The organism is Niallia sp. FSL K6-0212, assembly GCF_038007605.1.
Lineage (GTDB): Bacteria > Bacillota > Bacilli > Bacillales > Cytobacillaceae > Niallia > Niallia circulans.
Genome location: NZ_JBBOXL010000001.1, coordinates 4,578,550 through 4,590,667, shown reverse-complemented (window position 1 = coordinate 4,590,667; position 12,118 = coordinate 4,578,550). Strand labels below are relative to the sequence as shown.

Below are 12,118 nucleotides of genomic sequence, written 5' to 3'. Positions count from 1 at the left end.
AAAGGAGCGGGTTTTTGTATATTTGCTAAAAAAATCCTTGTTTATGATAGTGGAAAGATGGAAAATAGGAAATAATAGAACCAAAAAATACAAAGGGAGGGAAGTAAATGAAATTTCAATGGAATATGCTTTGGGGAATTATTTTTGCTTTAATCGTTGCGGTCTTTGCAGTTATTAATGTCGAACCGGTTTCCGTTAATTACTTATTTGGAGAAGGGGAATGGCCGCTTATTTTAGTTATATTAATTTCTGTTCTTCTTGGTGGATTAATCATTGGCTCTGCTGGAATTATTCGTATTTATTCATTGCAGCGTAAAATTAAAACATTGGAAAAAGAAAAAAAGGCATTAGAACAAAAATCGGATGATAAAAAAGAGAAGGAAAAGGTTCTAACAGATCTAAAATAAAAAGGGATGTCTGCAAGGAGAAATTCGTTGGGAGTGTTTACTTCGATTAATTTCTTCTCAGACATCTTTTTTGTCTATTTAGTTATTTGGAATGATAATTGAACAATTTTTTTAATATTAAAAAGTAATTATAAAAACAACCACATGTTTTTCCATTCTTCTTGCATTGAAAGGACTTCTTTTAACTTGTATAATAGTTAGATTGAGGTGATTGAATGTTACGTTCCAAAAAAAGATGGATACAAGAAGAAACTTCAAATAAAGAAAATATTTTACTATTAGCAGAAGAGTTAAAACTAGCACCAATTGTTGCCTCACTTTTATTGAAAAGAGGTTACCATACACCAGAGGAAGCAAAAGCTTTTTTATTTGATGATAATAATGATTTTCATGATCCTTTCCTGCTTTTAGGAATGGATATAGCCGTAGATCGAATACAAAAGGCAATTACTAACAAGGAATTAATTCTTATATTCGGAGATTATGATGCCGATGGAGTAACTAGCACAACCGTTATGATGAAAACATTAGAGGATCTTGGAGCCAATGTACAATTTTATATTCCAAACCGATTTACCGAAGGATATGGCCCTAATGAGAGGGCTTTTCGCTATGCTAAAAGCATTGGTGTTCAATTGATTATTACAGTCGATACGGGTATTGCTGCTGTTCATGAAGCGGAAGTGGCAAAGGAATTAGAAATAGACTTAATCATTACCGATCACCATGAGCCTGGACCAATATTGCCAGAGGCACTTGCGATTATTCATCCGAAGATAGAAGGCAGCGGATATCCATTCCGTGAGTTAGCAGGGGTAGGCGTTTCTTTCAAGTTATCTCACGCTCTTTACGGAAAAGTTCCCCATCATTTATTGCCATTTGCGGCAATTGGAACAATCGCTGATCTTGTCTCTTTAACAGGAGAAAATCGCCTTCTTGCGAAAAAAGGAATTAAGGCACTGCAAGAAACGGATAATATCGGTTTAAATGCATTATATCGTCAAATGAATATCGACAAAAATACGATTAATGAAGAAACAATCGGGTTTATGCTTGCTCCGCGAATTAATGCTATTGGCAGATTAGGAAATGCGGATCCGGCTGTTGACTTATTATTAACGGATGATTCAGAGATTGCAAAAGAACTAGCATTAGAAATGGAAGAAACGAATAAGGAAAGACAAGCGATTGTAAATCAGATAACATTGGAAGCGATGGAACAAGTGGACGAGCTCTATCCATTAAATGAAAATCGTGTTCTAATTGTAGGGAAAGAAGGCTGGAACCCCGGCGTAGTTGGGATAGTTGCTTCTAGATTGGTAGAAAAGTACTATCGACCAACGATTGTATTAAGTTATGACAAGGAAAAGGGAATAGCAAAAGGATCTGCTCGCAGTATTGAGGGATTTGATTTATATAAAAATCTATCGACGTGTAGAGATATTCTACCTCATTTTGGTGGGCATCCAATGGCTGCAGGAATGTCTTTAAAAATAGAAGATGTAGAAGTTCTTAGAGATAGTTTAAATAGATTAGCATTTGAACAATTAACAGAAGAAAATCTCATTCCATTAACAAAGGTGGATGGCAGTTTTTCAATTAGTGATATATCTATTAAATCAATAGAGGAAATGCAAATGCTCGCCCCATTTGGAGTCGACAATCCCAAGCCAAAATTAACCTTCTGTGATCTAGAAATCGACAATATGCGGAAAATAGGTTCCAATCAAAACCATTTAAAGATTATATTAAAAGATAATGATTTTGAATTAGATGGAATAGGATTTGGAATTGGAGACCTATGTGATCATATCTCTCCAAGTGCAAAAGTTTCTGTATTAGGGGAGCTTTCGATAAACGAATGGAATAATCGTAAAAAACCGCAAATCTTTATTCAAGATATGGAGGTTGCTCATTGGCAGCTGTTTGACTATCGCAGTTTAAGAAAAGTGAATCAATTATACGAAGTAGTGCCTAAAAATGCCCAGTGGATTTTTTTTCATCAAGATTCTGTTCCTAAGGATATGGATGAACAAGTCTCTTATCAGGTAATTGAATCAATAGAGCAAGGAGCATTCCTAGAATCAATGAATAATGCTATGGTACTGGCAGATTATCCCCCTAGTTTGGATATGCTAAAAACATTGTTAACTAACAATGCCCCTGAAAGAATATATGCTGTTTTTTATAAACAACAAAGTGACTTCTTTAGTACAATGCCAACTCGTGATCACTTTAAATGGTTCTATGCTTTTTTAGCAAAACAGGGGAATTTTCACCTCCAAAAATTCGGTGGAGAGCTTGCTAGAAGAAAAGGCTGGAGTAAAGAAACGGTAGATTTTATGTCAAAGGTGTTTTTTGAATTAAATTTTGTTACAATGAAGGATGGATTTATTTCACTGAATAAGAATGTTCCAAAAAGAGATTTAACAGAATCTATCTCTTTTCAACAAAAACAAGCGCAATTTGAGCTGGAAAATGAATTAATTTATTCATCTTATGAACAACTTAAAAATTGGTTTGATCTTATTCTAAAGAAATCCGTCAATAATGAGGAGGAAGTAAAAGAATGGATTTAAAACAATATGTTACGATCGTTGAAGATTGGCCAAAAGAAGGGATCAGATTCAAGGATATAACAACATTAATGGATAATGGTGATGCATATAGATATGCAACAGATCAAATTGTAACGTATGCAAAAGAAAAAGAAATTGATCTTGTTGTAGGACCAGAAGCAAGAGGCTTTATCATTGGCTGTCCTGTTGCTTATTCGCTTGGAGTTGGCTTTGCTCCAGTTCGTAAAGAAGGAAAATTACCGAGAGAAACGATTAAAGTAGAATATGGATTGGAATATGGAAAAGACGTATTAACAATCCATAAAGATGCGATTAAACCAGGTCAACGTGTTTTAATCACAGATGATTTATTAGCGACAGGCGGTACAATTGAGGCGACAATTAAATTAGTCGAAGAACTTGGCGGGATTGTTGCTGGTATTGCATTTTTAATTGAATTGTCTTATCTTGAAGGACGTAAAAATTTAGACGGATATGATATTTTAACTTTAATGGAATATTAATCCACATACATGAAAAAAGGGCGCTGATTAAGCGCTCTTTTTCATAATCGAAAAGAAAAGAAAGAAAAAATTACTAGGAATAGGTAGAAATCGCCTTCATTCGACATTTTTCTTTCTTTCCGTATAAAATTTACTTCCAATCCCTTTACAATCTCCCTTTTTTTTTCGATAATAGTAATAATCATTCTAAAATAAATTTTATTCTTTTTTGTAATCTTGCATAAAAGTAGTAGGATAGAAAGAATGTCTAAAATATGCTAAATTTTAATAATATAATTGTAATATGAAAGGTGATTACATGGCGAACGATCAAGTATTAACCGCCGAACAAGTCATCGATAAGACTAGAGGATATTTAAACGAAGAGCACGTAGCTTTTATTGAAAAAGCTTATGACTATGCAAGAGAGGCTCATCGTGAACAATATAGAAAATCTGGGGAACCATATATTATTCATCCAATCCAAGTAGCAGGAATTTTGGCTGATTTAGAAATGGATCCAGCAACAGTAGCAGCAGGTTTTCTCCATGACGTTGTTGAAGACACGGAAATTACTTTACAAGATATAAGTAAAGCATTTAACAGTGAAGTGGCCATGCTCGTTGACGGTGTAACGAAGCTCGGTAAAATTAAATATAAATCACATGAAGAACAACAAGCAGAAAATCATCGTAAAATGTTTGTAGCGATGGCGCAGGACATTCGTGTTATCCTAATTAAATTAGCAGACAGACTTCATAATATGAGAACATTGAAGCATTTACCTGCAGAAAAGCAGCGTCGTATTTCAAATGAAACATTGGAGATTTTTGCCCCACTTGCTCATCGTCTAGGAATCTCTACTATTAAATGGGAACTAGAAGATACTGCATTACGCTATATGAATCCACAGCAATATTATCGTATCGTAAATTTAATGAAAAAGAAAAGAGCAGAAAGAGAACAATACCTAGATGAAGTAGTTACTGAAATTCGTGAAGGAACGGCAGAAGTAAAAATTCAAGCAGATATTTCCGGAAGACCAAAGCATATATACAGCATATATCGCAAAATGGTTTTACAGAATAAACAGTTTAATGAAATATATGACTTATTAGCAGTAAGAATTGTCGTCAACAGTATTAAAGATTGCTATGCCATACTAGGGATTATACACACAAGATGGAAACCAATGCCTGGGCGCTTTAAAGACTATATTGCGATGCCAAAGGCTAATATGTATCAGTCTCTCCATACAACTGTTATCGGTCCTAAGGGCGATCCTTTAGAAGTGCAAATTCGTACACAAGACATGCATCGAATTGCTGAATACGGGATTGCAGCTCATTGGGCATACAAAGAAGGAAAATCTGTAAATGAAGGATCCTCATTGGAAGAAAAATTAACATGGTTTAGAGAAATATTAGAATTCCAAGATGATTTCGTGAATGCCGAAGAGTTTATGGAAAGTCTGAAAATTGATTTATTTTCAGATATGGTTTTTGTTTTTACACCAAAGGGAGACGTGTTTGAGTTACCTTCTGGCTCTGTACCAATTGATTTTGCTTATCGTATCCATTCAGAAATTGGAAATAAAACGATTGGAGCAAAAGTGAATGGCAAGATGGTCACCCTTGATTACAAGTTAAAAACAGGCGATATTGTTGAAATTCATACGAGTAAACATTCGTATGGACCAAGTCAAGATTGGTTAAAAATAGCTCAAACATCCCAAGCAAAAAATAAAATTAGACAATTTTTCAAAAAACAACGTAGAGAAGAAAATGTCGAAAAAGGGAAAGAATTAGTTGAAAAAGAAATTCGTAATATGGAATTTGATTTGAAAGAAATTCTTACACCCGAAAATGTGAAGGCAGTAATTGAAAAATTTAATTTTATGACAGAAGAAGATATGTATGCGGCTGTAGGCTACAATGGAATTACAGCACTCCAAGTGGCCAATAGGTTAACAGAAAAATGGCGGAAGAAAAGAGATGCAGAACAGATTTCAACTATTTCAAATGCAGTTGCGGAATTAAAGTCTTTTTCCAATAATAAAAGGAGCGCTTCTGGTGTTCGAGTAACGGGAATTGATAACCTATTAATCCGTTTATCTCGCTGCTGTAATCCTGTTCCAGGTGATGACATAGTTGGCTTTATTACAAAAGGAAGAGGCGTTTCCGTTCATCGGGCAGACTGTACAAATATTGACACAGATGATGCGAAGGCACGACTAATTCCTGTTGAATGGGAAACGAATTTAAATAACCGCAAAGAATATAATGTTGAAATTGAAATAAGCGGCTATGACAGAAGAGGTTTATTAAATGAGGTTCTCCAGGCAGTTAATGAATCGAAAACAAATATATCGGCCGTATCTGGTAAGTCTGACCGTAATAAAGTTGCGACGATTAACATGAGTATTATGATTCTAAATGTCAATCATCTTCAAAAAGTTGTTGATCGAATCAAACAAATTCCAGATGTCTATTCTGTACGAAGAATAATGAACTAAGGAGTCTTAAATGTGCGTGTAGTATTACAAAGATCAAGAGAAGCAAAAGTAGAAGTAGACGGAGAGATAGTTGGCGCTATTGAGAAAGGATTCGTTCTTCTTGTAGGTATTACACATAGCGATACATTGGAAGAGGCTAAATACCTTGCAGATAAAATTGCCCATCTTCGTGTTTTTGAAGACGAGAATGGGAAAATGAATCAAAGTATTTTAGATAGGGAGGGAGCCGTTTTATCGATTTCCCAGTTTACCCTATATGGAGATACACGTAAAGGAAGAAGACCTAACTTTATGGATGCCGCTAAACCAGAGCAGGCAAAGGTGTTATATGATCAATTCAATAAACTTTTACGCAGCCATGGTCTAACTGTTGAAACAGGTATTTTTGGTGCGATGATGGATGTCCAGCTAATAAACGATGGACCGGTAACATTAATATTAGATAGTAAATAATGTTAAATGAATGCTTCCTATACAATTAAAAAAGGTTAGACCATAAGTAATCTGGATAGAAATAAAGCCAAACAATCACGAAAGCTCAGATGATTGTTTGGCTTTTATTTGCTTCTTATATGACCATTCATTTAACAGGCTTAATAACTAAAATAATTCTCTAAGCCATTATAGATAGCTGTAGTAATGGTCTCTTGATACTTGTTAGAAAGTAACGTTTGTTCTTCAGCAGGACTACTTAGATATCCCAATTCTAACAGAGAGGCAGGTTGTCTATTTTGCTTAAGGACGACATATGAATTTTGTCTAACGCCTCTATCCTTTCGATCTGTTGCTTCAATGATACTTTTATGTATGCTGGTAGCTAATTTTTTCTGATTTGATGTGTAGTAATAGCTTGTAACACCATTTACGGAACGATCACTGATGCTGTCATAATGGAGGCTGATAAAAGCATCTGCATGATAGAAATGGCTTATATCGACCCTTGTTTGTAACGGAATAAATAGATCGTTTTTTCTAGTTAGGATTACCTTTGCTCCAGAGGCTTCTAGTTTATTAGCAAGTAACTTAGCGGTACGAAGATTTAATGTCTTTTCAAGTGTTCCGACAAAGCCTATTGTGCCACTATCCTTTCCGCCGTGCCCAGGATCCAAAACGATTGTTTTTCCCTTTAAATCATTTGTAGCTGTAGTATTGGTAATTTGGGGATCATTTGATGCTGAATCTTCAACCAGCCATTCCGCAATATATCCAAATTCGCCGTCTGCAAGTTTAATTTTATACCAATCATCAATTATTTCTACTGCTTGAAAGGTTTCGCTGCTATCTGCGACAAGCAAGATTTTTGAATTGACGGTTGCATCGCTTCTAATATTTGTTCTATCGTAGAGAAGTTTAACTTTCTTATCGATTGTTTTTCCTTTTCTGCTTTCTATATCGCTGCTCTTTAAAAGATCTTTATGAACCCAGCCGATATTACCAGAGTATTGAATTTTTGCCCAATTAGATTCTTCTGCTATTATAGTAATTACAGTGCCAATGCTGATTTTTCCGATGATTTCTGCACTAGTAGATGGATTACTGCGAAGATTAATCTGATCTTCTGTAACAGTAGCTATTTCCTGTTTAGGCTTTTCTTGTACTCCTGTTTCTGTATGAATAGAAGAATCTTCAAACAGGAGATAATCATTGTGAACCCATCCAGACCCTAAATCTGTACTGATTTGATACCAATCGTTATTTGTGGAAAGGATGGTGACTTCAATTCCTTCACCTAAAGTGGTAATCACTTGATAATTTGTACCTGGTCCTTTTCTTAAGCGAAGACCATTCTCTGTAATCGTGGCTTTGTTTGAATGGGAAGTAATTGTTTCTTCTTCTTTTTCCATTGGGCCTTCATTTGTACTTTGTCCGTTTTTTGTTACTAAATAGGCGGCTACCCATCCAGTAGAAGAGGGAGTATATTGAATTTCAATCCAATCATTTTCTTCCTTTATTAAAGGATATGCTTTTCCTATCTCCATTTTCCCAATAACATTTTGATCAAGCCCTGGATTTTCTCTAACGTTTATGACCATATTAGCTTGAACAGTTGATTGATTTTCTGCTGATACAAGTTGATACTGTGTAGGAATGAAGAAGATGCTGACTAAAAGTAATAGCATCCATCTTATATTCTTCAAACAAGCTGCACTCCTTCCGTAATTGTCTAAAGCTGACTAGTATAATTTCACATACAATAAGATTCTACTTTTTGAAGGTATATTCCTTTATGCTATTCTTATTTTTTGTAATCAAATTTAGACAAGAAACTATTTTTTGATGAAATTTTTTAGCCTCTCATGGTAATACTATAAAAAAATAACAGAAAAAAGGGTGAAATGCATGAGATTTGGTGAAAAAAGTTCATCAACTAGTGAAATTGATTCCAAATTACTAGGCGTCGATTTTCACGATTTTATTCAAAGAGAAGGAAATTCAAATGCGATTGAGCTAGCTTCTGAATTCGGACTTTCATTAGGGGAAGTAAAAAAGCTAAAGAAACAACTAGGAAAATTATAATAGAGCGGGAAATCATTTTCATATCCTATTGACAATACAATCTTTCCTATTTATTATTAATTAAATAATAATAAATAATCTAGTAAAGCCATTGATCGAGAAGAGTATCTAAGAGACACATGAACAGAGAGGAAATGTCATAAAGGCTGCAAGCATTTCTACATGATGACTTAGAGAAAGAACACTCAGGGAGGCTTTCTTCTGAAAATATTCTTCATTAGTAGGTAGAAACGTGCGCAGGCGTTAACTGCAAAGTGGAAGATTTAAGAAAATCTTCAATTAGGGTGGTACCACGGGAAAAATCTCGTCCCTTGTATTCAGATGGATGCAAGGGACGAGATTTTTTTATTTGAAATATTACAAATAAAGCGCGGATATCAGACGCTTTTCTAATAGCAGGGAGGATACATAAAATGCATATTAATATTCCAAGAGGAACCCAAGATATTTTGCCAGGGACTGTAGAAAAGTGGCAGTATATTGAAGGGAAAATTAAACAACTTTGTGATCGATATCAATATAGCGAAATCCGCACTCCTATATTTGAACATACAGAACTATTTTTACGAAGTGTTGGGGACACAACGGATATTGTTACAAAGGAAATGTATACTTTTGAGGATCGAGGAAAAAGAAGCTTAACATTAAGACCAGAGGGAACAGCGGCGGTTGTTCGTTCATTTGTGGAGAATAAAATGCATGGATATGCATCTCAGCCAATTAAGCTCTTTTATTTAGGGCAAATGTTCCGGTATGAGAGACCACAAGCTGGACGTTTTCGTCAATTTGTCCAGTTTGGTGTGGAAGCAATTGGGAGTAAAGATCCTGCTATTGATGCGGAAGTGATTGCACTTGCTTATTCCGTTTATCAAACAATGGGATTATCAAAGTTAAAGGTAGTTGTTAACAGTTTAGGTGATAAAGAAAGTAGACAAGCTCACCGTGAAGCGCTAATTGCACACTTTAAACCGAGCATCGGGGAATTTTGTCATGATTGCCAAACAAGATTAGAGAAAAACCCAATGAGAATCTTAGATTGCAAAAAGGATCATGAACATCCATTAATGAAGTCTGCACCATCCATCCTAGAGTACTTAAACGAAGAGTCAAAAGCATACTTTGAAAAGGTACAAAAATATTTAACGGCTTTAAACATTCCCTTTGTTGTTGACTCTAATTTAGTTAGAGGTTTGGATTACTATAACCACACAGCTTTTGAAATAATGAGTGAAGCTGAAGGATTTGGCGCCATTACTACATTATGTGGTGGAGGCAGATACAATGGCTTAACAGAAGAATTAGGCGGCCCTGAAGCTCCTGGAATCGGCTTTGCTATGAGTTTAGAACGATTACTTTCTGCCCTTGAAGCGGAAAAAATCGAACTACCTATTGAAAAGAAGGTGGATTGCTATTTAGTTTCATTAGGAGAAGAAGCAAAGGATTACACGGTAGGATTAGTAAATGAACTTAGACAGGCTGGTTTCTCTGCTGAAAGAGATTATCTTGATCGCAAAGTAAAGGCCCAATTTAAAGCAGCTGATCGTCTTCACGCTAAATATGTCGCTGTTTTAGGAGAAAATGAATTGCAAAACAACAAAATTAATTTAAAACAGTTAGAAACAGGAGAACAAAAAGAAATTCCGCTTACAGAGCTTGTAAGTGCGCTAAAAGACTTTGGCTCATTCTAAGCAAGGATGTTTTCTTTGTTTTTAATAGGAAAGCAAAGAAAGCATCTGAATGAGTCGTTAGGAAGATAAAAATGTGAATACACAAATGTTGATTATAGGGAGGATACTTCATGTTTGGAAGAACATATTTTTGTGGTGAAGTAACAGAAAAATCGATTGGTGAGAGTATTGTTTTAAAAGGATGGGTGCAAAAAAGACGTGATCTAGGCGGGCTGATTTTCATTGATTTACGTGACCGTACAGGTATCGTTCAGGTAGTATTTAATCCAGAGATAAATAAAGAGGCCATCGAAATCGCTGATAAGGTAAGAAATGAATTTGTATTAGATATAAAAGGAAAAGTAGTTGCGCGCCAAGAAGGTACAGTCAATGAAAACCTTAAAACAGGAAAAATTGAAATAATCGCCGATGAAATTAAAATCATTAATGAAGCAAAAACTCCTCCATTCGTTATTTCTGATCAAACGGATGTTACAGAAGATGTACGTTTAAAATATCGCTATTTAGATGTTAGAAGACCTGTTATGTTTGAAACCTTAAAAATGCGTCATCAAGTCACAAAAGTGATGAGAGATTTTCTTGATAGTGAAGGGTTTTTGGATATTGAAACACCAATCTTAACAAAAAGTACGCCAGAAGGGGCAAGAGATTATTTAGTACCTAGCCGAGTTCATCCAGGTGAATTCTATGCATTGCCTCAGTCACCACAAATTTTCAAGCAATTATTAATGGTCGGTGGAGTAGAGAGATACTATCAGATTGCTCGTTGTTTCCGTGATGAAGATTTACGTGCAGATCGACAGCCAGAATTCACACAGCTTGATTTGGAAACAAGCTTTATGAGTCAGGAAGATATTATGAACATGATGGAAGCAATGATGGCAAAAATCATGAAAGAAGTTAAGAATATCGATGTGACGCTCCCATTTCCAAGAATGCCTTATGATGAAGCAATGAGTAGATATGGATCAGACAAACCAGATACTCGTTTTGAGATGGAATTAGTTGACCTTTCTGAAATAGTGAAAGAATCTAGCTTTAAAGTATTTGCTTCAGCAGTTGAAACAGGCGGTCAAGTAAAAGCAATAAATGTAAAGAATGCAAGTGGAAACTATTCTCGTAAAGATATTGATGCATTGACAGAGTTTGTAAAAGTGTATGGAGCAAAAGGTCTTGCTTGGTTAAAAGCTGAAGAAGACGGCTTAAAAGGGCCTATTTCTAAGTTTATTTCCGAGACAGAGCAAAAAGACTTTGAGCAAGCGTTAAATATTGAAGCAGGAGACCTGCTTTTATTCGTAGCTGATAAAAAGAATGTCGTTGCCGATGCATTAGGAGCACTGCGTTTAAAATTAGCAAAAGAGCTAGATTTAATTGATCAAAGTAAATTCAATTTCTTATGGGTGACAGATTGGCCGTTATTTGAATATGACGAAGAAGAAGGCCGTTTTTATGCAGCACATCATCCATTCACAATGCCTCAAAGAGCGGATTTAGAATTATTGGATACTAATCCTGAAGCAGTGAAAGCACAAGCTTATGACATTGTGTTAAATGGTTATGAGCTAGGCGGTGGTTCTCTACGTATATTTGAAAAAGAAATCCAAGAAAAAATGTTTAGCTTATTAGGATTTACTAAGGAAGAGGCTTATGCTCAATTTGGTTTCTTATTAGAAGCGTTTGAATATGGAACTCCACCACATGGAGGAATTGCAATTGGTTTAGATCGCTTAATTATGCTGCTATCTGGGCGCACGAATCTTCGTGATACGATTGCATTTCCTAAAACAGCAAGTGCAAGCTGTCTTTTGACAAATGCTCCAAGTGAAGTAAGTGAAAACCAATTAACAGATTTACATTTATCTTTGAAACTGAATAAATAATGATTAAGAGACTGGAATAGAAGTATTCCACCAAATATAGACCCGAACAA

At 35.3% G+C, this 12,118-nt stretch carries 9 protein-coding genes and 1 other annotated feature; of the genes, 8 read left to right on the top strand and 1 reads right to left on the bottom strand.

The genetic code is table 11. From position 1 onward, the window contains the following. Positions 1-107: 107 nt before the first annotated feature. The 5 genes from MHH96_RS22230 (at position 108) to dtd (ending at position 6,436) form a co-directional block, all read left to right on the top strand. Entirely contained in the window at positions 108-407 is a 300-nt protein-coding gene (locus MHH96_RS22230; RefSeq protein ID WP_047944306.1) for a LapA family protein, read from the top strand. Between the two features lie 215 nt (positions 408-622). Continuing rightward, a complete protein-coding gene (gene recJ / locus MHH96_RS22225) occupies positions 623-2,986 on the top strand; it encodes a single-stranded-DNA-specific exonuclease RecJ (protein ID WP_341118030.1) in 2,364 nt (787 codons plus the stop codon). Next, entirely contained in the window at positions 2,977-3,489 is a 513-nt protein-coding gene (locus MHH96_RS22220; protein WP_047944308.1) for an adenine phosphoribosyltransferase, read from the top strand. The genes recJ and MHH96_RS22220 overlap by 10 nt, the downstream gene beginning before the upstream one ends. Before the next feature lie 298 nt (positions 3,490-3,787). After that, positions 3,788-5,983, top strand: a complete 2,196-nt coding sequence (locus MHH96_RS22215) for a RelA/SpoT family protein (protein ID WP_047944309.1) — start codon at positions 3,788-3,790, stop codon at positions 5,981-5,983. A gap of 12 nt (positions 5,984-5,995) precedes the next feature. Beyond that, on the top strand, positions 5,996-6,436 hold the full coding sequence (gene dtd / locus MHH96_RS22210) for a D-aminoacyl-tRNA deacylase (RefSeq protein ID WP_047944311.1): 441 nt from the start codon (positions 5,996-5,998) through the stop codon (positions 6,434-6,436). Positions 6,437-6,576: 140 nt separating this feature from the next. Here the strand turns inward: dtd and MHH96_RS22205 are convergent, their stop codons facing one another. Next, on the bottom strand, positions 6,577-8,121 hold the full coding sequence (locus MHH96_RS22205) for an N-acetylmuramoyl-L-alanine amidase (protein WP_053215790.1): 1,545 nt from the start codon (positions 8,119-8,121) through the stop codon (positions 6,577-6,579). A gap of 202 nt (positions 8,122-8,323) precedes the next feature. Here MHH96_RS22205 and MHH96_RS22200 point away from each other — a divergent pair, with 202 nt between their 5' ends. The 3 genes from MHH96_RS22200 to aspS all read left to right on the top strand — a co-directional run bounded on the left by MHH96_RS22200 (position 8,324) and on the right by aspS (position 12,068). Continuing rightward, positions 8,324-8,500, top strand: coding sequence for a hypothetical protein (locus MHH96_RS22200; protein ID WP_047944312.1), 177 nt, complete (start codon positions 8,324-8,326; stop codon positions 8,498-8,500). Between the two features lie 82 nt (positions 8,501-8,582). Then, positions 8,583-8,815 (top strand) — a binding site (T-box leader). Between the two features lie 98 nt (positions 8,816-8,913). Further along, positions 8,914-10,188, top strand: coding sequence for a histidine--tRNA ligase (hisS, locus tag MHH96_RS22195; protein WP_047944313.1), 1,275 nt, complete (start codon positions 8,914-8,916; stop codon positions 10,186-10,188). 110 nt (positions 10,189-10,298) lie between these two features. Then, positions 10,299-12,068: an aspartate--tRNA ligase gene (gene aspS, locus MHH96_RS22190; protein WP_061800799.1), complete on the top strand. Its 1,770-nt coding sequence runs from the start codon at positions 10,299-10,301 to the stop codon at positions 12,066-12,068. Positions 12,069-12,118: the final 50 nt, after the last annotated feature.

Bases quoted from the DNA above. Each gene is read 5' to 3' on its own strand.
- MHH96_RS22230 (WP_047944306.1), top strand. From the start codon at position 108: ATGAAATTTCAATGGAATATGCTTTGGGGAATTATTTTTGCTTTAATC.
- recJ (WP_341118030.1), top strand. From the start codon at position 623: ATGTTACGTTCCAAAAAAAGATGGATACAAGAAGAAACTTCAAATAAA.
- MHH96_RS22220 (WP_047944308.1), top strand. From the start codon at position 2,977: ATGGATTTAAAACAATATGTTACGATCGTTGAAGATTGGCCAAAAGAA.
- MHH96_RS22215 (WP_047944309.1), top strand. From the start codon at position 3,788: ATGGCGAACGATCAAGTATTAACCGCCGAACAAGTCATCGATAAGACT.
- MHH96_RS22200 (WP_047944312.1), top strand. From the start codon at position 8,324: ATGAGATTTGGTGAAAAAAGTTCATCAACTAGTGAAATTGATTCCAAA.
- hisS (WP_047944313.1), top strand. From the start codon at position 8,914: ATGCATATTAATATTCCAAGAGGAACCCAAGATATTTTGCCAGGGACT.
- aspS (WP_061800799.1), top strand. From the start codon at position 10,299: ATGTTTGGAAGAACATATTTTTGTGGTGAAGTAACAGAAAAATCGATT.